The organism is Kitasatospora sp. NBC_01266, assembly GCF_036242395.1.
In the GTDB taxonomy this organism is placed as follows: Bacteria; Actinomycetota; Actinomycetes; order Streptomycetales; family Streptomycetaceae; genus Kitasatospora.
On record NZ_CP108458.1, the window covers coordinates 7,609,900 to 7,635,509 of the forward strand.

Below are 25,610 nucleotides of genomic sequence, written 5' to 3' on the forward strand. Positions count from 1 at the left end.
CGCCTCCTCAGCGCCGCATCCGGTGCCCCGGCTCTCGGTCGATGGTGCCAGCCGAAAGCCCGTCAACTGCGCATTTCGCCCACCTTCCGCCCGATCGGCGGACCGGGGCGCACCGCTACCAGGTCAGGCGAGGACTTCGCGCCTGTCGATCGTCAGCTGATCCTCGGCCAGCCGCTCGCTGCCGATCACCCGCAAGGGCCCACGGCGCTGGCCGCTGAACACACTGACGCGGAGGTCTTCCCGGTCGCCGAGCGGTCCGACGTCGATGACGGAGCAATCCACCCCAAGGTCCAGTGTCAGGCGGCTGAGCCCGGGAAAGACGTCCAGGAGCTGTTCGACGGGGTACTCCTCCCCGACGTCGATCAGCAGCAGGTCCCGCAACCCCGTAACTGCCGGGAGATGTCGGAGCGCTGACACCTCGGGAGCGCTGATCGTCAGGCTGACCAGCCCGGGCATGGTGCTGACCAGCTCGTGCAGGAGCGGAAACGGAAACTCGGGCTCGGCCCGGACCGCCAAGGACGGCAAGCGGCTGCCCCGCAAGGCTGACAGGTCACGCAAGTCGGGGCAGTAGTACAGCCCGAGGTGCTCAAGGCCGGTACAGCTGCGGAGGAAGGCCAGGTCACGCACTGCGGCGACACCGGAGAGCGTGAGATGGGGCACCTGCTCCGCGAGAGCTGTCAGACCCGGCGAATCCGTTGCCATCGGCGCGGCCACCAACGCCATCCGCAGCCGTCCGCGCCCGGCCAGTTCGGTCAGCCTGGTCAGCTGACCGGCTGTCCGGGCAGCGACCTGCACCCGGTCCAGATCAGCCGGCTCCAGCACGCGCTCCGCGAAGCGGTCCTCGTCGAATCTCGACCACTTCCGGGCCGCCTCGGCTGTCAGCCTGGGATCGCCCAGCATGACGAGTTCGGCCAGGGCGTCGAGCGCATCGTTCCCGCCGATGCTCCCCAGGACCCCCGGGATTCGGATTCTGGCGACCTCCGACTTCTTGACCAGCCCCGGCCCCAGCTCGCGCAGCAGCGGCAGCAGATCCTGCCCCACCGCCGCGAGCCGCTCGGCCGGCGCGTACCCGGCCGTCAGGTAGTGCCGGACCGGCTCCCGCAGCCGTTCCAGGATGGTGTTACGCAGGGCGCCGTCCAGCTCCGGAGCGTAGGGCAGGCAACTCGCCGCCAGCAGCTGGATGTCCGACCGCTGCTCGGGGTCGGCCCGGTCGGCCCGCTCCAGCAGGCGGGACAGCAGGTCGAACCGGTCACGCGGCCCGCAGTGACCGACCGTCAGTCGGATGACGTCCCACCACTGCTGCTCCGCGGCGCGGTCGGCGAGCAGCCCGAAGTCGCGTTCCTCCTGGAGTTCCATCGCGGCCAGGTAGTCCTGGAAGGTCCGGTGGATGAACTGGAAGTTCGCCACGCCGGTCTCCGCCAGCAGGCCGCTGCGGTTCAGCAGATGACGGTACGCGTGGTCGGCATCGCCGAGTTCGGCGGCCGAGCGGAGGTTGGGCAGCACCTTGCCGATCTGCGCGATCGCGTCCTCGCGCCGGCCCTCCGCCTGGTTGTTGCGGACCAGCCAGTGCGCGATTCGCCGCAGCATCGCCAGCTGTTCGGCCTCGGAGAGCTGCACCCGCTCGGAGCCCCGGACCCGGCGGATCTCGTCCCGCTTCACCAGCAGCATGGTCAGCGCGTCCCGGTAGATCTCCATCCGGTGGTGCGGCAGGACACCGTCGGACTCCCGGTTGAGCGCGCAGACCATCGCACAGAGCAGCGGGCTGTCGGTGAGCTGGGCCAGCTCGGGTGAGGTCTCCAGGGTACGCAGCAGGTCCCGCTCCAGCTCGCGCAGGTCCGTGCGCCAGCGCTGGGCCTCGGCCACGCTGTGCTGGTCGGCCAGGAGTTCGGCCAGGGCGGCCCGGTGCCACCGCTCGATGAACAGCTGCCGGTCCGCGTCGCCCATCGGGAGCAGCGAGACCTCCTCGAAGCTCAGATGCGCGAGCCAGTCGGGCGCCACGGCCGACGGTCGCACCGTCGCCAGGATCCAGGTCTTCGGATAGTGGTCGAGCAGCTGCTCCAGCCAGGACAGGCTCTCCTCGCGCTCCGCCTCCGGCACCTCGTCCAGCCCGTCCACCAGGAGCAGGCCGCGGCCGGCGCGCAGCACGCGGTGCGCCCAGCCGTCAGGTTGGCGGTCGGCGCACAACCGGCCGTCCAGGGCGAGGAACTCCTCCGGACGAGGACGCATCACACCTCTGAGGAACAGCTTGCGCAGCTGGAGGACGAACGGAATCCGATGGTTCAGGCCGGCAAGCTCGGTACCGAGGGTGCCGGCCATCGACTGGACGGCCAGCCACTGCACCAGCGTGGTCTTGCCCGATCCGGCCTCGCCTCTGAGCAGCACGCGTCTGCGGCCGTGCAGTACCGCCTCGACGCGACGCGGCGGCGGGGCCTGCGCCGAGCTGCCAGGCCCGGTGACGGTCCCACCTCGTTCGATGGCCTGAAGGCTCTCGGTCGCCTGCAGACTGAGGTAGGCCGAATCCAGCTCCCAGCCCCGCCGCCCCTGCGCGGACGCCTGCCGAAGTCCGAAGATCCGGGTGCGCCCGTAGTCGGCCCGGATGGCCTGCCCGTATTCGCGTTCGAAGCGCGGGTCGTAGGCGCTGTCGGAGGAGACATCGAGCAGTACGGGAGTCTCCGACAGGTGATTCGCCAGGATCCCGCAGAACTCCTGATCGCTGAGCAGGCCCGCGACGGGGACCGCCTCGATCCTGGTGTGGCCGTGGACCTGCGGCCGATGGTCCGCGACCACGACACCCAGCAGGAAGTCCTGGTGGAAGAGCGCCGCCCCGGACAGCCCTGCCCACGGTGACCCGCCGTCCTGCTCCACCGCCGGCACCCCGTGGGTGTCGGCGAGGATGTAGCGGCCGGCGAGGACGGCCGCACCCGGTAGGAAGGTTCCGGCGGCCTGCGCACTCTCCAGGCGCCGGTCGAGCCCCCGGGCGAACCGCGGGAACCCGGTGGCGTGGCAGCCGGCGAGCGGTGTGCTCTTCGACGCCCAGCCCCAGTGGATCGGGTCGAATGCCTCCGCGACCGCCGCCGACACCAGCTCGGACCGGGCCCGCAGCAGGGCCACATCCTGGGCGCCGGTTCCCTGGCTGCCCCGCCAGACCACCGAGCAGGGTACGAACCCGGTTCCCCCGGGTGCGGCGGCCTGGATCCGACCGGTCCCCAGGAAGTGCTCGGCGGTCAGGATCAGACGTGGAGCCAGCAGGAAACCACTGCCCTGACCCGCCGCCCTGACCGCCACCAGCCGTGTCAGGTTCGGGCTCACGAGGTACTACCGCCCTCGACCTCGGCCGTCGGTGTCCCGCCGGCCGCACGAGCACGATCGATCGAGCTGCTCATCCCCACCCCGCCTGTCCAACTGGCCGCGTCGCGCGGCGCGTCGAGCCTAGGACACGGCACTGCCGGGCGTCCGGGGTTCTCGGTGGCCACCCGGATTCCGGTCAGGTCTCCGGTGTCGGGCTACGGGTGGCGCGCGGTGGCGGTGGTGGGCGCGGTCAGCTCCAGGGCAGCTCCGACCGGTGCTGCCAGTACGCCTGGGCGGGCTCGGCCAGGGTGGCCAGCCGTGCCAGCTGGTCCGCGTCGAGCAGCAGCGAGGCGGCTCGCAGGTTGCTGGTGAGCTGGTCGACGGTGGCGGCGCCGGACAGCACCGCGTCGGCCCAGGGCTGGTGCAGGATGGCGGCCAGCGCGACCGCGTCACAGGTGCTGCCGGTCTCCTCGGCCACCTGGTGCAGGAGAGCGAAAGCCGCCGCGTCGGCGAGACGTCCGTTGGCCATGCCCTCCTTGACGATGACCACGCAGCCGGCTTCCTGCGCCGCGCCGAGGGCCTCGCCCGCCGAGGGCTCCAGCAGGTTGTAGGTGGCCTGCACACTGCGGAACAGCGGCGCCCTGTCCACCGTCACGTTGAGCGCGGCCCGGATGGTGTCCGCCTGGGACGGGCCGCTGGTCGACAGGCCGATGATCACGCCCTCGGCGGCCAGCTCGGCCAGCCGGTAGTGCAGGTCGGGGTCGGTGAGCGCGGGGCTGTCCGGCGTGACGGAGTGGATCTGGTACAGGTCCAGCCGCTTGCCGAGCAGGTCCCGGGTCTCGGCCACCTGGCGGTCGTAGGTCGGCACGCTGTGGTCCTTGACCTCGTGCACCTCCGCGTCGGCGCGCCAGTCGGCCGTGTAGGTGTAGCCCCACTTGCTGCCCACCACGACGTCGCGGGTGTCCGGCCGGCGTTCGAGCCACTCGGCGACGAACTCCTCCGAGCGGCCGTACGAGCGGGCGGTATCCAGGTAGCGCACGCCCTGCTCGTAGGCGGCGTCGAGCACCTCGTAGGCGCGTTCGCGCATCGCGGACACCGTGCGCTCGACCGGGAGATCCTCGGTCCTGCCGAGGTTGATGTAGCCGGGACGGCCCAGCGCGGCGAGGCCCAGCCCGAACCGAGGCGTCGGCGCGGCGGCTACGAGTTGCTCGAAGGACACGGGTGGATTCTCCCTGCTCGGAGTTGACGTCCCCTCACCGTACCCACCTCGAGCGGCACACCATGACGGACGCCGCGCCGGACCACGGGCGACCGGAGTCGCAGCGCACGCCTGCCGGCGCGGGCGGCTTGCGGGGCGCCTCCCCGCAGTCGGTTGTAGGTACCTACAAAGCCCAGCGGCACCTGGGCGGGACCGCTTGTGTGGATCTTCAAGCTTCGCGTGTGAACTGGCTTTCGAGCCGGGTATCGATCAGGATCGACGGTTGGGTGCGGGGCGCCCGAGTGCGCTCGGCCGGCCGGACCTAACCGCACCTGAGGTCTACCCTCCCGAAGTCAGAGAGCTCCTTCATGCGCTTCTTGAACCCCCAGACCGGCAGCATCGACGACCGTTACTCGGGACCGTACGACCTGACGTACGACGACGTCTTCATGGTCCCCAGCCGCTCCGCCGTGGGCTCCCGCCAGGGCGTCGACCTGTCCTCCAACGACGGGACCGGCACCACCATCCCGCTGGTGGTGGCCAACATGACGGCGGTCGCCGGTCGGCGGATGGCCGAGACGGTGGCCCGGCGCGGTGGTCTGGTGGCCATTCCGCAGGACATCCCGACCGAGGTGATCGCCGAGGTGATCGACTGGGTGAAGCAGCGGCACCTGGTGTTCGACACCCCGGTCACGCTGGAGCCCGGTGCCACGGTGGCCGACGCGCTGGCGCTGCTGCCCAAGCGGGCACATGGGGCGCTGGTGGTGGTCGAGGGCGGCAAGCCGGTCGGCGTGGTGACCGAGAGCGACTGCCAGGGCGTGGACCGGTTCACCAGCATCTCCCAGGTGATGTCGCGCGACCTGCTGCTGCTCGACGAGGGCATCGACCCGCGCGCCGCCTTCGAGCGGCTGAACGAGGGCCACCGCAAGCTGGCGCCCGTGGTGGACGCGGCGGGCCAGCTGGTCGGCATCCTGACCCGCAAGGGCGCGCTGCGCGCCACCCTCTACACCCCGGCGGTGGACGCCAACGGCAAGCTGCGGGTCGCGGCCACCGTGGGGATCAACGGCGACGTGGCCGGCAAGGCCAAGGCGCTGCTCGACGCCGGTGCGGACGTGCTGGTGGTGGACACCGCGCACGGGCACCAGGAGACGATGGTCAGCGCGCTGCGCGCGGTGCGCGGCCTGGACCCGCGGGTGCCGATCGTGGCCGGCAACGTGGTCTCGGCCGCGGGTGTCCGCGACCTGGTCGAGGCGGGCGCGGACATCCTCAAGGTCGGTGTCGGGCCGGGCGCGATGTGCACCACCCGGATGATGACCGGCGTGGGCCGCCCGCAGTTCTCGGCGGTGCTGGAGTGCGCGGCCGAGGCGCGCCGGCTGGGCAAGCACGTCTGGGCGGACGGCGGCGTGCGGCACCCGCGCGACGTCGCGATGGCGCTGGCCGCCGGCGCCTCCAACGTGATGGTCGGCTCCTGGTTCGCCGGCACCTACGAGTCGCCGGGCGACCTGCAGACGGCCGCCGACGGCCGCCAGTACAAGGAGAGCTTCGGGATGGCCTCGGCCCGCGCGGTGCGCAACCGCACCGCCGAGGAGTCCGGCTACGACCGGGCCCGCAAGGCGCTCTTCGAGGAGGGCATCTCCACCTCGCGGATGTTCCTCGACCCGGCCCGCCCGGGTGTCGAGGACCTGATCGACTCGGTGATCGCGGGCGTCCGCAGCTCCTGCACCTACGCGGGCGCCAACAGCCTGGCGGAGTTCCAGGAGAAGGCGATCGTCGGGATCCAGAGCGCGGCCGGCTTCGCCGAGGGCAAGCCGCTGCACTCCAGCTGGGCCTGACCCGGCCCGAACGCGGGCGCCGAGCCCCCGGCCGGTGGCAGCTGCCACCGGCCGGGGGCTCGGTCATGCGGTGCGTCAGGCCGTGCGGTGCGTCGGGTCGGGTCGAGTGTCGGCCGCCCGGTGCGTCCGCCGGGCGCGGGCTCAGCCCTGGTAGGTGGCCCACATCTTGGAGAACTCGTACGGCGTCTGGGTGATGTTGGTGCACTTGAACAGGCTGCCGGTGCAGGCGTTCCCGTCCCGGGTGACCTCCCAGAAGGAGAGCTCGCCCAGGTGGTTCTGCTGGGCGAAGCTGAGCAGCTGCTGGGCGTCCGAGATGCCGAACACCTCGTCGGCGTTGTCGTTCTGACCCAGCATCGGGGTGACGCCGACCATCGCCCAGGTCTGCGCGGTGGTCAGGTTCGGCCAGACCTGGGCGATCTGGGCCTGGGTGGACTGGGCCGCCTGGATCGAGTAAGTGCCCATCTGGCCGGACGGGTTGGGGGCCTCGGTGTCGCCGAAGTCCATCGCCATCACGTTGACCACGTCCACCTGCACCCCGGCGGCCTTGGCCGACTGCAGGACGTAGAGGCCGTCGGCGGTGAGGCCGCTGGGCAGCACCGGCAGGGTCAGGCTGACCTTGAGGTCGCGGCCCTTGGCCCGCTGCGCGGCCTGGACGGCGGCGATCGCGGCCGAGCGGCGGTCCACCGAGGCGTGGTCGGAGATCGCGGAGCCCTCGATGTCGAAGTCGATCCGGTCCAGGCCGTAGGCGTCGACCACCTTCTGGTACTGCGCGGTCAGGCTCGGCACGTCGGTGCAGGACTGGGCCAGCTCGGTGCCGTTGGCGCCGCCGAAGGACGGGCGGACGTCGCCGCCGGCCGCCCGGACGGCGTCGAAGTCCGCCTTGTCCCAGCCGCTGCCCGGGTCGTAGGCGTTGAACCAGCTCGCGGTACAGGGGGTGGTGCCGTTCACGATGAAGCCGAGCGAGAACTGCTTGAGCCCGGTGGTGGCGGCGATCTGCGGCAGGCTGGGGGTCGGGTAGGCGCCCAGGTCGACGAACGGGGCGGCCACCCCGGGGGTGCTGCCGCTGCCGGCCACCCCGGTCACCGCGGCGGACTGGGCGGACTCGTTGCCGAGCGCGTCGAAGGCGGTGACGGTGAAGGTGTGACTGCTGCCCGCGAGCAGGCCGTTGACGGTGACCGAGGTCGCCGTGCTGGTCGAGGCGACCACCGAGGAGCCTTCGTAGACGTTGTAGCCGGCCACCCCCGAGCTGTCGGTGGAGGCGTTCCAGGAGAGTGAGATGGCGTCCGGGCCGGTACCGGAGACGGCCAGACCGGTGGGGACGGTCGGCGGCGTGTTGTTGACCGGCACCCCGGCGCACGGCTGGTTGTTGATCAGGCAGTTGGCCGGCAGCACCTGGCTGCCGGTGGTGGTGATGTCCATCCCGACCGCCGGCGCGCTCGCGCCGGGGGCCAGCGGGGAGGCCCAGCTCGGCGAGGTGACCGTGTAGTGCGTGCCGCTGCTGGTCGAGCTGCTGGTCAGGGTGGCGTTCCAGGAGCTGCTGACGCTCTCACCGGTGGGCAGATCGAAGGTGACCGACCAGGAGTTGACGGTCGCCCGGGTGTCGTTGGTGATCGTGTAGTCGGCCTCGAAGCCGTTCGACCAGCTCTGCGGCTCGGTCAGGTTCGCGACCAGGCCGCTGATACCGCTGGCGGCCTGCGAGGTCGCGGGGAGCGAGAGAGGCAGGACGACACCGGTCAGGAGCGTGGTGGCGATGAGGGTGGGCAGGGTGACACGCCTCATGGGCGAGCCTCCTCGGCATGGGGCGGCGCACAGGGCACGCCGCCAGGACAGTGTGGGGGGCCTGCCGCGGCACCCCCACATTGGTAGAGACCAATGCCGTGCGTCAATAGAGCTGTGGTGAACCGGTCATGATTTAAGGTCAGCTGAAGGTCAGACCCTTGTCACCCGCTCGACCACTGCTGGCCAGGCCCTTGCCGTACCCTTGCGCGGCCCCGCGCGCTGCCGTCAGCCGTCAGCCGTCAGCCGTCGGTCAACTCAGCGTGGTGAGCAGGGCGCGGCTGACCATGCCGACCGAACCGTCCAGTGCGGCGACCAGGGCGCGGTAGGCGAGCGGTGCGTTGCGCAGACCGCGCAACGTCAGCACGGTGCCCCAGGCGGCCTCCCGGGCCCGGTCGATACTCCAGACGTCGATCACGTGCAGCAGCGGTTCGACGACCTGGAACCGATCGGGCTCCGGCAGCAGCTCACCGCGGACCTGGGCCTCCACCTGGGCCAGCAGGTCGTTGATCCGCTGGTAGTCGGCCTCGAAGGAGAGCGGATCGCGGCCGAGTTGCCGGGCGGCGTCCAGCACGGCGAGCGGCAGATCGTGCTCGATGTGCGTGTTCATCCCCGAGAGGGCGGCTTGCAGCGGGTGGATCCCGGGTCTTCGGCGCAGCTCGAAGAGGGGTCGCCAGCAGGCCTGCGGGAGCTGCCCGGCGGCGTCCGCGTCCACCGCGGCCAGATAGCGGCCGGCGAACAGCGCGTCCAGCACGGCCAGCGCGGCGGGGTCGGCGAAGTACCCGGAGTCGAGCTTGGCCGCGATCAGCTCGGTCACCGTCAGGTACATCCGGTGGAAGACGCCGACCCCGTCGCCCGGCGGGAAGCCGGGCGCGAGCGCGCGCATCCGCGCCAGCACCTGATCGATCGTCAGGATCGGCTGCGAGGACCGGGGCGGCCAGAGGGTATCGGCCGTGCTGGTGCCGACCGCACCAGCCGTGTCCATCGTCGTCTCGGTCATGGCTTCACCTCCATCGCCGCGGAGCCTCAGCCTGTCAAATCGAGCTGCTGTCCGAAATCGGCCGGGCGAGTGATGAATCATCAGACCGGTGGACCGTCACAGCGCCCCGGCGTCCCGTGCCGTCCAGAGCGACGGGTAGAGCGGCCGCCAGCCCAACTCGGCGCGGAGCAGCGCGTTGCTCGCCATCCCGGACCACGGGTCCTGGTCCGTTGCCCCGGCCGCGCCGGCCGGCAGCGGCAGCCCGTGCAGCGCGTGGATGTCGTAGGCGGTGACCGGCGCGTCGTCCACCGCGTTGTAGGTCCGCCCGGCCGCGCTCGGCATGCTCAGGGCCCGCCACAGCGCCTGCGCGACATCCGCGTGGTGCACCACCGGCAGCCGCTTGTGCGCGGGCCAGTGCGCGAGCCGGGGCAGGAAGTCACTCAGGTGGCTGTCCCCCTCCCCGTACACGAAGGCCAGCCGCACCACCGTCAGCTCCATCGCCCCGGCCGGGTCCCCGGGGAGGTTCGCGACCAGTTCCCGCAGCCCGGTCTCGGCCTGCGCCTTGGACCTCGGGTAGACGCCGAACCGCGGGCTCGGTCCGACCGGATCGCTCTCCAGAGCCGGCCGGCCCAGCCCGTCCGGGTAGACCAGATTGGTGCTGGCCTGCACGAACCTGCGCACCCCGGCCGCGGCGGCCTCCCGGCCCAGCGCGACGGCCGCGTCCCGGTTCACCGCCAGCGCCTCCTCGTCCGGCACGCCGCGGAAGGCGGCTGCCACGTTCACCACGGCCGTCGCGCCGGCCAGCGCCTTCGCCCGATCGCCGGGCTCGCGCAGGTCACCGGTCACCACCTCGACACCGGCCCGGGCCGCCTGCGCGACCCGGGCGGGGTCCCGGACCAGCACCCGCACCGCGTCGGGGCCCGCCCACTGCACCAGGCGCGGCAGGAACCGCCGGCCGACCTGTCCGGTCGCCCCGGTCAGCAGAATCCTCGTCGTTCCCGTCATCATCGCTCCCTCTCTCGACCGCACGTCCCGGCTGGCTGTCGCAGCGCTGCGTCCACCGGGCTCGCCGACCACTCTGCGGCGGGCGGGCGCCGGACGGGAGAGACCTGTCGACCCGAGGTCCGGCTATCCAGGGACTGGCAGACCCTGGATCCGCCGGAGCGCGGGAGTCATCCTGGAAGCATGATCGACCGCCGGGAACTCGCCGACTTCCTCAGCCGCAGCCGGGCCCGCCTCGCGCCCGTCGACGTCGGGCTGCCGCCCGGCGCCCGGCGCCGCACCCCGGGGCTGCGCCGGGAGGAGGTGGCGGGCCTGGCCGGACTCTCGGTCGACTACTACGCCCGCCTGGAGCAGGCCCGCGGCCCGCAGCCCTCGCCGACCCTGCTGGCCGCGCTGGCCCGCGCGCTGCGGCTGAGCGGGGACGAACGCGACCACCTCTTCCACCTGGCGGGCCACGAACCGCCACGTGGTGCCGGCCGGTTGAGCCACGTCCGGCCCGGGCTGCTGCTGATCCTGGACCGCCTCTACGACACCCCGGCCCTGGTGGTCTCCGAACTCGGCGACGTCCTCGCGCAGAACGCGATGTCCGCGGCACTGAGCGGGGCCGTGACCGAGTTGCCGCCGCGCGAGCGCAACCTGGTGCGGCGTTGGTTCCTCGAACCGGCCTGCCGCTCCCGGTTCCCGGCCGCCGACCACGAGCACCTGGCCCGCGCCCAGGTGGCCAACCTGCGGGCCCTGCACGCGGCCAGGTCCGCCGACCCGCAGGTGCGCGAGCTGGTCGAGGACCTGCTGGCGGCCAGCGCGGAGTTCCGCGAGCTGTGGGCGCGGCACGATGTGGCGGTGCGCCGGGTGGACCGCAAGACCTTCCTGCACCCCGAGGTCGGCGCGATCGAACTGGACTGCGAGGTGCTGGCCGGGGCGGGGGAGAACCAGCGGCTGGTGGTCCTGACGGCCCGCCCCGGCAGCGAGTCGGCCGGGCGCCTGGAACTGCTCCGGGTGATCGGACAGCAGCGGATGACCGAGGCGCGGAGCAACTGACCTGATCGGCACGGAAGATGAGGACCTGAGCGGGGGCCGACCCGATGTGCCGCAGCGCTCAGCGGAACTCCCATGGTGAGCGGGGCAGCGGGCAGCCGTCGCGCCCCAACGCCGCGGCGAAGCGCGGGTCGCTCGCCACCTCTTCGACGGTCGCGCAGCGCAGGCCCCGCCCCGCCGTGCCGGTGGCGGTCGCGGTGGGGGTGGCGGTGTCCAGCAGGGTGACGGCGGCCGACCAGAGCGAGGACTCGATCCGCTGGCCGAACCCGGTGGCCGCCCGCGCCAGCAGGCCCGCCAGGACGCCCTCGGCGCTGATCAGGCCGCTGAAGATCTCGGTGATCGTCATCAGCGACGGGGTGACGGGGTGGCCCGGCGGCGTGACCAGTGCGGCCAGTCCGCTGTGCGCCTGGACCAGGTAGTCGCTGCCGAACGGGGGGTGGTCGCCGAAGAGTTCGCCCCACGCCGAGACCCGGGCGTGCACCAGCCCCGGCTGCTCGGTGAGCAGCCGTTCGGCGTCCAGCCCCAGCGCCGTGTCCTCGCGGGGGGCCAGGTTGTGCAGGAACACGTCCGCCCCGCCGACCAGTTCGCGGATCGTCCGGCGGCCCTCGGCCGAGCGCGGGTCCGCCTGGACCACCCGCTTACCGTGATCGAGCGGGTGGCAGCGGGCCGGGAGCTCGCCGGCCGCCGACCGCAGCGGGCGCGGCGGCTCGCCACCGGGCGGCTCGATCCGGACCACCTCGGCGCCGAGCAGCGCGAGCAGCCGCCCGGAGAGCGGCCCGGAGAGCCGGCGGGTCAGCTCGACCACCACGACTCCCTCGAGCGGGCGCGTCGGTGCGGGCGCCCCCGGCGGATCGGCGGGCAGGGCTGGACTGGTCGGCAGGGCAGGATCGGTGGACAGGGCCAGACCGGTGGACAGGGCCGGACCGGTGGGCCGCACGGGACCGGTGCGCGGTGACGGCACGGTCTGCGGCCAGGGCTCGGCGGCGCGGGCGATCCGCCACGGCGGAGCCGGGTAGCCGCAGGGGCCGCCGGCCCGCACCGGGACAATGCTCAGGCCTGCCCCGGCCGCCACCGCTGCCAGCTGCTGGTAGGGCAACTCGGCAGCGGCGAGTGACAGTTCAATCGGCAGTCGACAGCGTGCCGTGGCGAACCGGAGCTGGAACGGCGGCCAGCCGCGCCCGATCACCGGGTCGGCCACGCCCAACCGGCTCCAGAAGGCCAGCCACTGGCCGGGCCCCAGCGCTTCGATCTCGAACCGCACGCCGTCGCGACTGGTGAACGGCGGTGCCCCGCCCCCGGCGGGTGCGGCGACCACAGCCCGATCGCCCGCCCGGTCCTCGGCCGTGGACACCGTTGCCGCCGACAGATAGTGACTGACCGTCAGCAGTGCCGCTTCCGCCACCGAGGTACGCACCTCGCGTACCGCCGAGCCTCGCAGCAGTGCGTACCGGGCGGCCAGCAGTCCCTGGACGGCGAGTACGGCGGCCACCGCACTCGCGTAGTCGATGCCGAGCGGCCGCGGGCCGCCGTAGCGCCGGCCGTGCAACTGGGCGATCCCGCAAGCGGCCTGCACCTCGGTCTCGTGGCGCAGCGGCAGCGCCACCGGCCCGGCCCAGTCGATCGAGCAGCTCAGTCGGCCGAGCTCCAACCGCCCGGCCTCACCCGCCCGAAGCTCGCCGCGTGGTCCCAGCTGGCAGCCCAGGGCCCACAGGTGACGGGCCGCCAGCTCGGTCGCCACGCCCGCACCCGCCGCGACCAGTCGGACCCCGGCGAGCGGGCCGGCCGTGCCAACGCTGCTGCCCGGTAAGCGAAGTAGCGGCCGGTTGGTGCGGATCCGGGTCATCGGTCCTCAACGTCTTCACGGTGCTGAAGGGGGTGGCAGGAGGCGGAAGGAGGCAAATGGGGGTCCGGTGCACGCGCTCCGTGACGAAGCTATCACACGAGGTGACGGTCGATCGCTCGCCGCATCACCCGCCCGTGCACCGCCCGCACTGACATCTCCACCCAGCGCGGTACCCGGATCCCCATCGCACGGTGGATGCCCACTGTCCTTCACTGTCGCCAGGGTTCGGCCCCGGAAGCCACAGCCGCCGCCCTGGCCGTTGACCCGCCCGGCGAGCCCGCCCGGCAGGATCCCAAGGAGCGGGCCTAGTAGTGCCAGTGGTTCGCGCCGCTCTCCGGGCCGCAGGTGATGGCGGTGCCGTGGCTGTCCACCGTGGACTTCCCGAGGTCGTCGGTCGGGCAGAACTCGCCGGCGCGATAGAAGTGACCGGTCGGCGACATGATCACACCGGTGGTGGCGGGCCCGCCGGCGCCGGGTGCCGGGCTCTGGGGTTGGTCGGTGGCCGGCTCGGACTCCGGGGTGGGAGTGGGGGTCGGCTTGGTGGCCGGGGGAGTTGCCGGTGCCGGTCGGGTGGGCGCGGGGGTGGCGGGCCTGGCGGCCGGGGTGGGCGGATGCGTCGGTGCGGCGGCCGAACCGGCGGCGGGCGCGGGCGCGGGCGTGGCGGTGGACGGATGCGTCGGCGCGGTTGACGGAGCGTGCGAGGCCGCCGAGGCGATGGGGGCCGCGCTCCTGGCCACCGAGGCGACCGTCTTGTTCGATCCGAAGGCGCCGAAGATGCCGAGCAGCAGGAACAATCCGAGGGGTATCCCGCACCCGAGACCGGCTATCTTGAGCCCCTTGCGCTGCGGCCGCTGCGGTGCTTCCCGTCGCGGTTGAGCCCAACCGGGCTGCGGGGGAATGGTCTTGGGCATGGCGATCCTCTGTGCGAAGGGTGGACAGCTGATGGAGGGACAGCCTGTCAGTTCGCGCTGACCGATCGTCAGGTTGTGATCATGCTGTTACGCGGATCGCCGAACTTCCCCTGGTGGCAGCGGCGTGCGCCGTATACGGTCCTTCCATGACCGACGCCACCGACGTTGCCGCCGCCACCGACCCGACCGATGCCGCCGGTCGACGCAACGCCGAAGTGGTGCGCCGCTACCTCCGGGTCTTCGAGACGCGGGATCTCGCCGAGCTCGAGGAGGTCGTCGCCGAGGACGTCCTGGTGCACGGCGCCGGGCACCACGTCCAGGGCCGGCAGTACCCGCAGGGCTCGATCATGACGCCGGGCCTGTCCGACTGCCGGGTCCGCATCGACGATCTCTTCGCCGCCGGGGACCGGGTCACCGTGGCCTTCACCCTGACCTACCGGCACGACCGCACCGGCCGCGACCTGACCATGACGGGCGTCAAGTCCTACCGGCTCCAGGACGGTGTGATCGTCGAGTTCTGGGGTGAGACGGACCTGTACGGTCTGCTCCGCCAGCTCGGCCTGGTGCCCGAGCAGGTTCCGGCCTTCTGACCCGTCCACCCGGCATGATGGGGTCCATGCCGTCCCCCATGCAGCTGCGGATCGAAGCCTTCGACCTCCCCGGTCGCGACTGTGCGGCCGGCCCAGACTTCCCGGGGTTCGCGAACATCCACGTCGCGGTCCAGCGCCGCGCTCGCCCGAGCGAGCTGCTCGACCTCCAGCCCGGCGACGCGGCCACCGCTCGGTGGACCTTCGACTGCACCGCGACCCGCACCGGGGAGAGCGTGGAGCTGACCGGTCCGTACATCCAGGGCCGACCGGGTGAGCGGTTCATCTACCTCTCCTGGGGCACGGTGGACGAGGGCGGCACCTTCACCATGTTCCGGCGCGCCAAGCTGATCCTCGGCGCGATCGAACCGGCCACCGTCGAGGCCGCGTTGGCCGCCGGCCGGCTGGTCGCCCGGCTCGGCCTCACCGACGCCAAGGGCCACCCGCTCTGCGCCCGGGTCACGCCGCCGCGGATCGCCTGGTCAGCGGAGAAGGCGGAGGCGGCGGAGGCGGCGGAGGCGGCGGAGAAGGCGGAGACGGCGCAGCCGGGGGCGTAGCGGGACCGGCGGGGGAGCGGCCCGCGTCGATCGGCCGACCTGCCGCAGTACGCATTCCCACCTGCCGCGTGAAACAGAGCACAGCACGGCCCTCTGCCGTAGCGGTTGCGGATCATGGCACAATGTCGGCAGAAGCAAGTCCGTACTGAGAAGTACGAACCAATGACGTTCAGCGCACTCCGGGGTCGGTGAAAATCCGAACCGGCGGTTACAGTCCGCGACCCGTCCGCAGCCAGCGGCCGGTTGACCAGGTGAAATTCCTGGACCGACGGTTAAAGTCCGGATGGGAGGCGTGCGCGACGGACCAGATGTGGTGCCGCGGTTCCCCCTCACTCGGGGTGCCGCGATCGGTTGGCGACGTTCGGCGTCCGCCCTCGCCCTCGACGGGTGCTGGGTGTTCCGTCGCCCGTCAGCCCACCACACCCGGGCCGTGTTGTCTTCCCATGTCTTTGCCGCCCCGGAGTCCGCGCCTCTAGCGCGAGGAGAACCCGGGTGTTCACCGGCATCATCGAAGAGCTGGGCGAGGTCGTCTCCATCGAGGAGTTCGGCGACTCCTCGCGGATCCGCCTGCGCGGTCCACTGGTCAGTGCCGACGCCCGGCACGGCGATTCCATCGCGGTCAACGGCGTCTGCCTGACCGTGGTCGACACTCCCGAGGAACTGGCCGCCGGTACCGGTGAGTTCAGTGCCGACGTGATGGCCGAGACGCTCAACCGATCCAGCCTGGGCGCCCTGGGTCCCGGTTCGCGGGTCAACCTGGAGCGCGCGATGGCGCTCGGCGCCCGGCTCGGCGGCCACCTGGTGCAGGGGCACGTGGATGCCACCGGCACCCTGCTCGGCCGGGCGCCGGGCGAGGTGGACGAGGACGGGCTGCCGCGCTGGGAGGTGCTGCGCTTCTCGCTGCCGCAGAGCATCTCGCGCTACCTGGTCGACAAGGGTTCGATCACCGTCGACGGCATCAGCCTCACCGTGGTCGAGGCGGCTGCCGACACCTTCACGGTCAGCCTGATCCCAGCCACCCTCGCGCTCACCACGCTGGGCGGCAAGGCGGTCGGCGAGCCGGTCAACCTCGAGGTGGACGTGCTGGCCAAGTACGTCGAGCGGCTGCTCGGCGCCGGCACCGTCCCCAACACCGCCGCCTTCGCCGCGCTCGGCACCGCTCCGGTCGGCACCGCTCCGGTCATCACCGAGGACGCCTCGTGAACTGGCTCAACAGTGTCGCCTTCTCGATATTCGGCGAGCACGTGAAGTGGACCGACATGATCGGCAACCTGCTGGGCCTGGGCGCGCTGGCGCTCGGCTGGCGGCGCTCGATCTGGAGCTGGCCCACCCAACTCCTGTCCGGCGTCGTGCTGTTCGGCGCCTTCGCGTCGGGCCACCTGTCCGGGCTCGCGGGTAAGCAGGTGATCGTGATGGTCACCGCCGTCTGGGGCTGGTTCCAGTGGCAGCGTGGGCGCCGCGACACCGGCGAGGTCCAGGTGCGGTTCGCCAGTTGGACCGAACGCGCGGTCCTGGTCGGCGCCACCGCGCTGGCCACGGTGGGTGTGGCCCTGCTCTTCACCCACTACTCCTGGATGTCCTGGAGCCCGTGGTCGGACGCCTACATCTTCACCGGCACCCTGGCGGCGATGGTCGCCCAGGCCCGGGGCTGGGTGGAGTTCTGGATCGCCTGGATCGCCGTCGACGTGGTCGGCGTCCCGCTCGCCTTCAACAACGGCTACGCCTTCTCCGGCCTGACCTACTGCATCTACTTCGTGCTGGTGCTGCTGGGCCTGCGTGCCTGGTGGCTGCGCAGCCGGGTAACCCGTCCGACCCCCACCTCGACCCTGCAGGGAGCAACGGCATGAGCGGCACCAGCATGAGCAGCACTGCCACCGACCTCACCCTCGACCCGGTCGAGCGCGCCGTCGCCGACATCGCGGCGGGCCGCGCCGTGATCGTGGTGGACGACGAGAACCGCGAGAACGAGGGCGACCTGATCTTCGCGGCCACCGCCGCCACGCCCGAACTGCTCGCCTTCACCATCCGGTACACCTCCGGGGTGATCTGCGTGCCGGTCACCCAGGCGGACGCCGACCGGCTCAACCTGCCGCCGATGACCCGGGTGAACGAGGACCGCAAGGGCACGGCCTACACCGTCTCGGTCGACGCCCGCGAGGTGGAGGCGACCGGTATCTCCGCCGTCGATCGCGCGCTGACCGTCCGGCTGCTGGGTGAACCGACCAGCACCGCACAGGACTTCACCCGTCCGGGGCATGTCTTCCCGCTGCGCGCGGTGGACGGCGGGGTGCTGGTCCGCCCGGGTCACACCGAGGCCGGCGTGGACCTGGCCCGGCTCGCGGGGCTGCCCCCGGCCGCCGCGATCTGCGAGGTGGTCAACGACGACGGCACCATGGCCCGGCTGCCCGAGCTGGTCGCCTTCGCCCGCGAGCACGGCCTGGCGATCATCTCGATCGAGGACCTGATCGCCTACCGCCGCCGCACCGAGCTGCACGCGGAGCGCGTCGCGGTCACCAGCCTGCCCACTGTGCACGGCGAGTTCACGGCGGTCGGCTACCGCGGCACGATCGACGGCACCGAGCACATCGCGCTGGTCGCCGGCGGCCTGGATGCTGCCGGGCGGCTGCCGGACGGCGAGGACGTGCTGGTCCGGGTCCACTCCGAGTGCCTGACCGGCGATGTCCTCGGCTCGCTGCGCTGCGACTGCGGCCCGCAGCTGCAGGCCTCGCTGGAGCGGGTGGCCGAGGCGGGCCGGGGCGTGGTGCTCTACCTGCGCGGCCACGAGGGGCGCGGCATCGGCCTGGGCCACAAGCTGCGCGCCTACCAGCTGCAGGAGCAGGGCCACGACACGGTGGACGCCAACCTCGAGCTGGGCCTGCCGGCCGACGCCCGGGAGTACAGCGTCGCCGCCCAGATGCTCACCGACCTCGGGGTCCGCTCGCTGAGCCTGCTCACCAACAACCCGCAGAAGCTGGCCGCGCTCACCGAGCACGGGCTCAAGGTCAAGGGCCGGGAGCCGATCCCGGTGCAGGCGGGCGAGCACAACCTGGCCTACCTGCTGGCCAAGCGCGACCGGATGGGCCACGACCTGCCGTGGCTCGTCGGCTGACCTGCCGACCGCCGACCCGCAACCAACCCACCGACAACGTCGCAACCAACCCACCGACAACGTAAGGAACCCAACGTGAGCGGCCACGGAGCCCCCGAGCTGACCGTCGACAACGCCCAGGACCTGAAGGTCGCGGTGATCGCCGCCCAGTGGCACACCCAGGTGATGGACGGGCTGCTGGACGGCGCCCGGCGCGCCCTGAAGGAGCTGGGCATCACCGAGTCCACCGTCGTGCGGGTGCCCGGCACCTTCGAGCTGCCGGTCGCCGCCCAGCGGCTGGCCGAGCGCGGCTACCACGCGGTGATCGCCCTCGGCGTGGTGATCCGCGGCGGCACCCCGCACTTCGACTACGTCTGCCAGGCGGCCACCGTCGGGCTCACCGAGGTGAGCGTGCGCACCGGCGTGCCGGTCGGCTTCGGCGTGCTGACCTGCGACAACGAGGAGCAGGCGATCGACCGGGCGGGTCTGCCGGGGTCGGCCGAGGACAAGGGCCACGAGGCGGTCACCGCGGCGGTGGCCACCGCGGCCACGCTGCGCGCGCTGGGCTGAGCCCTCGGCCGTGGGAAGGTCCCGGCGCGGTGTCCAGCGCCGTGTCCACCGTCCGGGACGCTTCCCACCCACCGCGCGATACCCCGTATGGTGAATGCCATCATGGCTTCCAAGACATTCGAGGAGCTCTTCGTCGAGCTCCAGCAGAAGGCCGCCACTGGCGACCCCGCGTCCTCCCGTACCGCCCAGCTCGTCGAGCAGGGGGTCCATGCCATCGGCAAGAAGGTGGTCGAGGAAGCGGCCGAGGTCTGGATGGCCGCGGAGTTCCAGACCAAGGAGCAGACCGCCGAGGAGATCTCGCAGCTGCTGTACCACCTTCAGGTGATGATGGTCGCCCGCGGCCTGACGCTCGACGACGTCTACGCCTACCTCTGACCCACCCCTCTTACACTCCGCAAACCCCACCGCACCGCTCCCACAGCGAAGGATCGTCCTCTCATGCTGCGCATCGCCCTCCCCAACAAGGGTTCGCTCTCGGGTCCCGCGGCGGAGATGCTCCATGAGGCCGGGTACCGCCAGCGCAAGGACCCCAAGGAACTGGTGCTGGTCGACCCCGAGAACCAGGTGGAGTTCTTCTTCCTGCGTCCGCGTGACATCGCGGTCTACGTCGGCTCCGGCCGGCTGGACGTCGGCATCACCGGCCGCGACCTGCTGCTGGACTCCGCCGCGGGCGCCGAGGAGGTCCTCGCGCTCGGCTTCAGCGGCTCGACCTTCCGGTTCGCCGGTCCGGCCGGCTCGCCCAAGGACGTGCACGGCCTGCAGGGCCTGCGGATCGCCACCTCCTACACCGGCCTGGTCGAGCAGCACCTGGCCGAGCACGGTGTCAGCGCGACCGTGACCAAGCTGGACGGCGCGGTGGAGACCGCGGTCCAGCTGGGTGTGGCCGACGTGATCGCCGACGTGGTCGAGACCGGCACCAGCCTGCGCAACGCCGGCCTGGAGGTGTTCGGCGACCCGATCCTGATCTCGGACGCCGTGGTGATCCGGCCCAAGGGCGCCGGCGAGGACTCCCGGGTCGAGCAGTTCATGCGCCGGCTGCAGGGTGTCCTGGTGGCCCGCCGCTACGTGCTGATGGACTACGACATCCGGGCCGAGAAGGTCGGCGAGGCGGTCGCGCTGACCCCGGGCCTGGAGTCGCCCACCGTCTCCCCGCTGCACACCGAGGGCTGGGTGGCGGTCCGCTCGATGGTGCTCCGCAAGGAGGCCCAGCGGATCATGGACGACCTGTGGGGCATCGGCGCCCGCGGCGTCCTGGTGACCAACATCCACGCCTGCCGCCTCTGATGCGCACGTCCGGGAGCCCCGCCGCCATGTCTGCCGCCGCCACCGAACTGCCCGCCCTGCCGCTCAGCTGGGCGCCGCGCCGCAACCGCCTGGTGCTGCTGCCGGCCAGTGCGGTGCTGATCGTGGTCTTCGTCGGCATGGCGCTGCTGCTCCCGGCGAGCTGGCAGCTGAACGACCGGATCATGCTCACTCTGCTGGGCCTGGTCTTCTCCGGGGTGGGCCTGATGCTGGCCCGCCCCCGGGTGGACGCGGACGCGGACGGGGTGACCGTGGTCAACTTCGTCCGCACCCGCCGCCTGCACTGGGCCGAGATCGTCCGGGTGAACCTGCGCCAGGGCGACCCCTGGGTGACCCTCGACCTCACCGACGGGACCTCGCTGGCCGCCGTCGGCATCCAGCCCGGTGGCGGGCACGAGCAGGCGGTCCGGGCCGCCCGGGGGCTGCGCGACCTGGCCGAGGCGCACGGTGTCACCGGCGAGCCGGCCACCACGGCCTGAGGCCGCTCACCCTCTGGGATCGTTCGCGGTACCCCTGCGCGGGCCCTTGCCAAAACATCGAACAGGTATCGTCTAACCTGGTAAAGACAGGGCAAAACCGGCCCTGACCCTGGGCCCGCGACCTGAGGAGTGACTCTCCCCCTCGATGGACGATCCGTCCGGTAGTACCCCCGCCGCCTGCCTCTGCGAGCCTCGAGAGCGAGCGGCGCTGTGACCACCGCCTGGCTCCTGCTGCTCGCGGCCTTCCTGCTGATCCTCGCCAACGGCCTCTTCGTCGCCGCCGAGTTCTCCTTCGTGACCGTGGACCGCGGCTCGGTGGAGCGGGCCGCGCAGGCCGGCGACCGGCGCGCGGTGGGTCTGCGCAAGGCGCTGCACCGCCTCTCCTTCGAACTCTCCGGCGCCCAGCTCGGCATCACCATCACCTCGCTGGTGGTCGGCATGCTCGCCGAGCCGGCCCTCACCACGCTGCTCGGCCCGGTGTTCAGCGGGCTCGGCGTGCCCTCCGGTACCGCCACCGGGCTGGCCGTGGTGGTGGGCCTGCTGGTCGCCACCGTGCTGCAGATGGTGATCGGCGAGCTGGTCCCGAAGAACTGGGCGATCTCCCGCCCGCTGCAGGTGGCCCGTGCGGTCGCCGCGCCGCAGCGCCTCTTCTCGATCGTCTGCCGGCCGCTGATCGCGGTGCTCAACGGCTGCGCCAACCGCCTGGTGCGAGCGTTCGGGATGGAGCCGATGGAGCAGCTGGGGCACGCCCGCACCCCCGGCGAGCTGGCCTTCCTGGCCCGGCACTCGGCCAGGGCGGGCGCGATAGAGGAGGACGCCGCACTGCTCTTCGTGCGCACCCTGAACCTGGCCGAGCTGACCGCCGAGAGCGTGATGACGCCCCGGGTCGACGTCGCCGCGCTGCAGCACGACGCCACCGCCGCCGACGTGGTCAACCTCACCCGGGCCACCGGCTTCTCCCGGTTCCCGGTCTACCTGGACAGCCTGGACGAGGTCACCGGGACGATCACCCTCAAGGACGCCCTCGCGGTGCCGGCCGAGCGCCGCGCCGAGGTGCGGATCGCCGAACTGGCCGGCCCACCGCTGCTGGTGCCCGAGACGCTGCCGGCCGAGCGGCTGCTCGAACAGCTGCGCCGCCGCCAGCCGATGGCGATCGTGATCGACGAGTACGGCGGCACGGCGGGCGTGGTCACCCTGGAGGACATCGTCGAGGAGCTCGTCGGCGAGGTGCGCGACGAACACGACCCGGGCAGCGCCCCCGAGTTGCTCGCCGTCCCGCCGGTGGCCGGAGCGCCGGCCTGGCTGGCGGACGGCCGGGCCAGGATCGACCAGCTGGCCGGGATCGGGCTGAACGCCCCGCACGGCCCGTACGAGACGCTGGCCGGGCTGCTGGCCGACCTGCTGGGCCGGATCCCGGCCCCCGGCGACCAGGTCTCGCTGCCCGGCTGGGAGTTGACCGTGCAGGCGGTGGACCGCCACCGCACCACCCGGGTGCGGCTGCTGCGCCTGCCCGAGGCGGGGAAGGACCGGCTGTGATCTTCCTCCAGCTCTTCGCCTCGCTGCTGCTGCTGCTCGGCAACGCCTACTTCGTCGGCGCCGAGTTCGCGGTGATCTCGGTGCGCCGCAGCCAGGTCGAGCCGCTCGCCGAGGCCGGTGACCGGCGGGCCCGGCAGGTGCTGCACGCGCTGTCCAATGTCTCGGCCCTGCTGGCCGCCGCCCAACTGGGCATCACGGTCTGCTCGCTGCTGCTCGGCGCGCTCGCCGAGCCGACCATCGCCCACCTGCTGGAGGGGCCGTTCCAGGCCGTCGGCATCCCGGCGGGCCTGGTCCACCCGGCCTCCTACGCGCTGGCGCTTGCCCTGGTGGTCTTCCTGCACATGGTGATCGGCGAGATGGTGCCGAAGAACGTGGCACTCGCCGCGCCGGAGCGGGCCGTGCTGCTGCTCGGCCCGCCGCTGGTGCGGCTGGCCCGGCTGCTGGCGCCGGCGATCCGCTTCCTGAACGCCTTCGCCAACCGGCTGCTGCGGCTCTTCAAGGTCGAGTCGAAGGACGAGGTGGAGTCGGTCTTCACCGCTGAGCAACTGCTCTGGATCCTCGCCGAGTCACGGGCCGCCGGGCTGCTCGCGGCCGCCGAGCAGGAGCGGCTGGAGGACGCCCTGGAGCTGGGCCACCGCCCGGTCCGCGAGGTGCTGCTGCCGTTCGACCAGTTGGTGACCGTCGACCCGGCGGTCACCGCCCGCGGGCTGGAGCAGCGGGCGCTGGCCACCGGCTTCTCCCGCTTCCCGGTGGTCGACGCGGACCGGGAGATCCTCGGCTACCTGCACCTCAAGGACGTCCTGGAGATGGAAGACCCGGACGCCCCGGTCCCGGTCCGGCTCTGGCGCCCGGTCACCGTGGTCGGCGACCACCTCCCGCTGGACGACGCTCTCACCGCGATGCGCCGGGCCGCCGCCCACGTGGCGGCGGTGACCGATGCGCGGGGGCAGGTGCTGGGGCTGGTCACGCTGGAGGACGTGCTGGAGGAGCTGGTGGGGGAGATGCACGACCCGGACCACCGGCATGTGACGGCCTGACGCGCGGGCTCGGACGGTGTGACGCCGGGGCTCGGACGGCCTGGCGTTCGAGCCCGGGGAGTCGCCGATCGGCGGCCGGGGCGGTCAGTTCCGGCCGTCGATCAGCTCCCCGTAGGCCTGGACCAGATCGGGCAGCCGCAGGGTGGCCAGGTCCTCGCGGGTCGGCAGCTCGCGGCACAGGGAGAGCCGCAGGTCGCGGTAGGCGCAGGACTTCTCGTAGAGGGTGCGGATGAAGCGGCCGTTGCCCAGCTCGTCTATCCAGCCCTCGCCGACCACGTGGGCGCAGATGCTGGCCAGTTCGTCCGCCGCGTCCTCGTCCCAGGCGTCACCGTCCCGGGCGGCCAGCGCGCTGCCGATCGCGGTCAGTTCGGCCGGGCGGTAGCTGGGGAAGTCCACCCGGGTGGTGAAGCGGGAGTTGAGGCCGGGGTTGGCGGCCAGCAGCCGGTTCATCCCCTCGGGGTAGCCGGCCAGGATCACCACCAGCCGGTCCCGGTTGTCCTCGGCCCGCTTGAGCAGTACCTGCAGCGCCTCGTCACCGTAGGCGTCGCCCTTGCTGTAGCCGGAGTTGGCCAGGCTGTACGCCTCGTCGATGAAGAGCACGCCGTCCAGCGCGGAGTCGATCAGCTCGTTCGCCTTGACTGCGGTCTGCCCGAGGAACTCGCCGACCAGGTCGGCGCGTTGGGCCTCCACCAGGTGGTCCCCGGAGAGCAGGCCGAGCGCGTGGAAGACCTGGCCGAGGATCCGCGCCACGGTGGTCTTGCCGGTGCCGGACGGGCCGGAGAAGACGAAGTGCCGCTTGGGCGGCTGCACCGGCAGGCCCTGCTCGGCGCGCAGTCCGGCCATCCGCAACTGCGCGGAGAGCGCCCGGACCTGGCGCTTCACCGGGTCCAGCCCGACCATCTGCTCCAGCGCCGCGAGCGCGGCGTCGAGCCGCTGCTGCCCGCCGGCCGAGACCTCGGGGGCGACGGGCCCGGGGGCGGTGCCGGCCCGGACCTCGGCTGCGGGCGTCGCCTCGGTGGCCGTCTCCTGGGCGCTCTCCGGCGCTGCCTCCGGTCCGATGGGCCCGTTCTGGCCGTTCTGGCCATTGGCGCTGTTGGGGCTGCCGGCCGGGCCCTCGCCCGAGCGCTCGGCCACGGGGGAGCGGCCGGCCACCTGGAGCGGCCCGGCGTCCGGCTGGTCCGAGTAGCCGGCCTCCTCGGTGAAACTCGTCTCCTCGAAGCCCGCCTCGCCGAAGCCCGTCTCGCTGTAGGCCGCCTCGCCGAAGCCTGACTCGCCGAAGCCCGCCTCGCCGTAGGCCGTCGACTCCAGCACGCCGCCGATCCCGCTCAGCCCGCTGATCCCGCCGACGTCGCCGAGCCCGGCGATCAGGTCCAACGCGGTGGTGTCCGGCTCGGGCGCGTCCTCGGTCAGCCCGTCACCCGCGCCGAAGGCGGGCAGCTCCTCCAGCAGTCCGAGACCGTCCTCGGCGGCGATCGCGGCCAGCCGTGCGGCGGTGTCCATGAAGGCGGGGTCGGCCCGGTGCACCGCGCGGTAGAGCGGCAGTGCGGCGGCGCTGCGCCCGGCGCCCTCGTAGGCCCGGGCCAGCCAGTAGCGCAGCTCCTTGCGCTGCGGCTGCTCGGAGCGGCAGCGGGCCAGCGAGGCGGCCAGCGGGGCCTGGGCCTGGGCGCACATGTCCAGGCGCACCCGGGCCATCCCGCCGAACAGTCCGGCCTCGATCCCGAGCAGCGGGTCGTCCAGTAACTGGTCAGTGTCCCGGATGAGTTGCTCCCAGTCCTTGAGCAGGTAGGAGCGGCAGGCGTGCAGGAAGCGGACCGACGGGTCCTGCGCGGCGGGCGGGCACTGGGCCAGCGCCCGGTCCAGCTCGGTCAGGTGTCTTCCGTCCAGCCAGTGCGAGGCGTGCGCCAGCGCCAGGTCGCGCTCGTCCTCCAGCACCGGCTGCACCCACCAGCCGAGCCAGTACCAGGAGCTGAGCGGTCGGGCATGGCTGCGGCGCTGCTCGCCGAAACGTTTCTTGTGGCGGTACATCGACAGCAGGGCGCCCGAGGTGTCGCAGCGCAGCGCGTGCAGGCCGAGCCAGGCGTCCGCCATGCCGGGGTCGAGCCGGACGGCGGTGCGGAACTCCTCTTCGGCCCGGGCGTAGGCGCCGGCCGTGTAGGCGTCCATCGCCCGTAGCCAGGCCCGGTCGGCGGGCCCGTGCGGCCTGCCGGTGCTGCCGGAGTTGTCAACAGTGGTCACTCACGCCCCCCGTGGTGTGCACCGAGGCCCGGTCAAATGGCGGGACAGCGCCGTGCACCCGGGACGCTTCTGCGCCTGTGCGGAATCGTACCCGTGTGGCGCTGATCCGGAAGGGTGTGGCGCAGGTCCAAATCACTGGTGTGCGTTGATCGTTGGTGTGCTGACGGTCATCGCGAGGGCCTGCTGGCACGATGCCCGGGGAAACCGGCGGGGAAACGGCGCCGGGGTGGCAGGCCGGGCGCAGGGCGCGGAAAACCGCCAGCTTGCCCGCGCGGAAAACAGAGCGGCACCTCCGGCTCACGGGGGAACGAGCCGGAGGTGCCGCATCTAGTTGCGGGATCAACAATCCCGCTGG

The 25,610-nt window shown here is 72.4% G+C and carries 21 protein-coding genes and 1 riboswitch; of the genes, 13 read left to right on the forward strand and 8 right to left on the reverse strand.

Annotation, left to right across the window (positions count from 1 at the left end; all coding sequences use genetic code 11):
- Positions 1-123 precede the first annotated feature (123 nt).
- Complete coding sequence (locus OG403_RS32640) at positions 124-3,309, reverse strand: NACHT domain-containing protein (RefSeq protein WP_329570797.1); 3,186 nt, start codon at positions 3,307-3,309, stop codon at positions 124-126.
- A gap of 229 nt (positions 3,310-3,538) precedes the next feature.
- Entirely contained in the window at positions 3,539-4,507 is a 969-nt protein-coding gene (locus OG403_RS32645; protein ID WP_329570799.1) for an aldo/keto reductase, read from the reverse strand.
- Positions 4,508-4,854: 347 nt separating this feature from the next.
- Between OG403_RS32645 and OG403_RS32650 the strand changes: the two genes are divergently transcribed.
- Entirely contained in the window at positions 4,855-6,318 is a 1,464-nt protein-coding gene (locus tag OG403_RS32650) for a GuaB1 family IMP dehydrogenase-related protein (protein ID WP_329570801.1), read from the forward strand.
- A 141-nt stretch (positions 6,319-6,459) separates the two neighbouring features.
- Here the strand turns inward: OG403_RS32650 and OG403_RS32655 are convergent, their stop codons facing one another.
- The 3 genes from OG403_RS32655 to OG403_RS32665 form a co-directional block, all read right to left on the reverse strand.
- Positions 6,460-8,097: a cellulose binding domain-containing protein gene (locus OG403_RS32655; protein WP_329570803.1), complete on the reverse strand. Its 1,638-nt coding sequence runs from the start codon at positions 8,095-8,097 to the stop codon at positions 6,460-6,462.
- A gap of 250 nt (positions 8,098-8,347) precedes the next feature.
- Positions 8,348-9,094: a DUF5995 family protein gene (locus OG403_RS32660; RefSeq protein ID WP_329570805.1), complete on the reverse strand. Its 747-nt coding sequence runs from the start codon at positions 9,092-9,094 to the stop codon at positions 8,348-8,350.
- 96 nt (positions 9,095-9,190) lie between these two features.
- On the reverse strand, positions 9,191-10,078 hold the full coding sequence (locus OG403_RS32665) for an NAD-dependent epimerase/dehydratase family protein (protein ID WP_442911022.1): 888 nt from the start codon (positions 10,076-10,078) through the stop codon (positions 9,191-9,193).
- A 183-nt stretch (positions 10,079-10,261) separates the two neighbouring features.
- Here OG403_RS32665 and OG403_RS32670 point away from each other — a divergent pair, with 183 nt between their 5' ends.
- Positions 10,262-11,113 (forward strand): helix-turn-helix transcriptional regulator, encoded by an 852-nt coding sequence (locus OG403_RS32670; protein ID WP_329572681.1) that lies wholly within the window; start codon positions 10,262-10,264, stop codon positions 11,111-11,113.
- Between the two features lie 58 nt (positions 11,114-11,171).
- Here OG403_RS32670 and OG403_RS32675 read toward each other — a convergent pair whose 3' ends face one another.
- Positions 11,172-12,953: a CoA transferase gene (locus OG403_RS32675; protein WP_329570809.1), complete on the reverse strand. Its 1,782-nt coding sequence runs from the start codon at positions 12,951-12,953 to the stop codon at positions 11,172-11,174.
- A 305-nt stretch (positions 12,954-13,258) separates the two neighbouring features.
- Positions 13,259-13,747 (reverse strand): hypothetical protein, encoded by a 489-nt coding sequence (locus tag OG403_RS32680; RefSeq protein WP_329570811.1) that lies wholly within the window; start codon positions 13,745-13,747, stop codon positions 13,259-13,261.
- Between the two features lie 263 nt (positions 13,748-14,010).
- On the opposite strand from OG403_RS32680, the gene OG403_RS32685 reads away from it, so the two are divergent.
- The 11 genes from OG403_RS32685 to OG403_RS32735 all read left to right on the forward strand — a co-directional run bounded on the left by OG403_RS32685 (position 14,011) and on the right by OG403_RS32735 (position 23,020).
- Positions 14,011-14,454: an ester cyclase gene (locus OG403_RS32685; RefSeq protein WP_329570813.1), complete on the forward strand. Its 444-nt coding sequence runs from the start codon at positions 14,011-14,013 to the stop codon at positions 14,452-14,454.
- Between the two features lie 26 nt (positions 14,455-14,480).
- A complete protein-coding gene (locus OG403_RS32690; protein WP_329570815.1) occupies positions 14,481-15,008 on the forward strand; it encodes a DUF5990 family protein in 528 nt (175 codons plus the stop codon).
- A 171-nt stretch (positions 15,009-15,179) separates the two neighbouring features.
- Positions 15,180-15,307: riboswitch (FMN riboswitch) on the forward strand.
- A gap of 193 nt (positions 15,308-15,500) precedes the next feature.
- Positions 15,501-16,211, forward strand: a complete 711-nt coding sequence (locus OG403_RS32695; RefSeq protein ID WP_329570817.1) for a riboflavin synthase — start codon at positions 15,501-15,503, stop codon at positions 16,209-16,211.
- Positions 16,208-16,855: a nicotinamide mononucleotide transporter family protein gene (locus OG403_RS32700; RefSeq protein WP_329570819.1), complete on the forward strand. Its 648-nt coding sequence runs from the start codon at positions 16,208-16,210 to the stop codon at positions 16,853-16,855. The genes OG403_RS32695 and OG403_RS32700 overlap by 4 nt, the downstream gene beginning before the upstream one ends.
- Positions 16,852-18,117, forward strand: a complete 1,266-nt coding sequence (locus OG403_RS32705; RefSeq protein WP_329570821.1) for a bifunctional 3,4-dihydroxy-2-butanone-4-phosphate synthase/GTP cyclohydrolase II — start codon at positions 16,852-16,854, stop codon at positions 18,115-18,117. Before OG403_RS32700 ends, OG403_RS32705 begins: the two co-directional genes overlap by 4 nt.
- A 75-nt stretch (positions 18,118-18,192) precedes the next feature.
- The gene (ribH, locus tag OG403_RS32710; protein ID WP_329570823.1) at positions 18,193-18,666 is read left to right on the forward strand and encodes a 6,7-dimethyl-8-ribityllumazine synthase; all 474 of its coding nucleotides are present in this window, start codon (positions 18,193-18,195) and stop codon (positions 18,664-18,666) included.
- A 102-nt stretch (positions 18,667-18,768) separates the two neighbouring features.
- A complete protein-coding gene (locus tag OG403_RS32715; RefSeq protein ID WP_327065557.1) occupies positions 18,769-19,041 on the forward strand; it encodes a phosphoribosyl-ATP diphosphatase in 273 nt (90 codons plus the stop codon).
- Positions 19,042-19,104: 63 nt separating this feature from the next.
- On the forward strand, positions 19,105-19,950 hold the full coding sequence (gene hisG / locus OG403_RS32720; protein WP_329570826.1) for an ATP phosphoribosyltransferase: 846 nt from the start codon (positions 19,105-19,107) through the stop codon (positions 19,948-19,950).
- A 26-nt stretch (positions 19,951-19,976) separates the two neighbouring features.
- Positions 19,977-20,447 (forward strand): PH domain-containing protein, encoded by a 471-nt coding sequence (locus OG403_RS32725; protein WP_329570828.1) that lies wholly within the window; start codon positions 19,977-19,979, stop codon positions 20,445-20,447.
- A gap of 210 nt (positions 20,448-20,657) precedes the next feature.
- A complete protein-coding gene (locus OG403_RS32730; RefSeq protein ID WP_329570830.1) occupies positions 20,658-21,983 on the forward strand; it encodes a hemolysin family protein in 1,326 nt (441 codons plus the stop codon).
- Complete coding sequence (locus OG403_RS32735; RefSeq protein WP_329570832.1) at positions 21,980-23,020, forward strand: hemolysin family protein; 1,041 nt, start codon at positions 21,980-21,982, stop codon at positions 23,018-23,020. The genes OG403_RS32730 and OG403_RS32735 overlap by 4 nt, the downstream gene beginning before the upstream one ends.
- 84 nt (positions 23,021-23,104) lie before the next feature.
- Here the strand turns inward: OG403_RS32735 and OG403_RS32740 are convergent, their stop codons facing one another.
- Positions 23,105-25,183: an AAA family ATPase gene (locus OG403_RS32740; protein WP_329572684.1), complete on the reverse strand. Its 2,079-nt coding sequence runs from the start codon at positions 25,181-25,183 to the stop codon at positions 23,105-23,107.
- Positions 25,184-25,610: the final 427 nt, after the last annotated feature.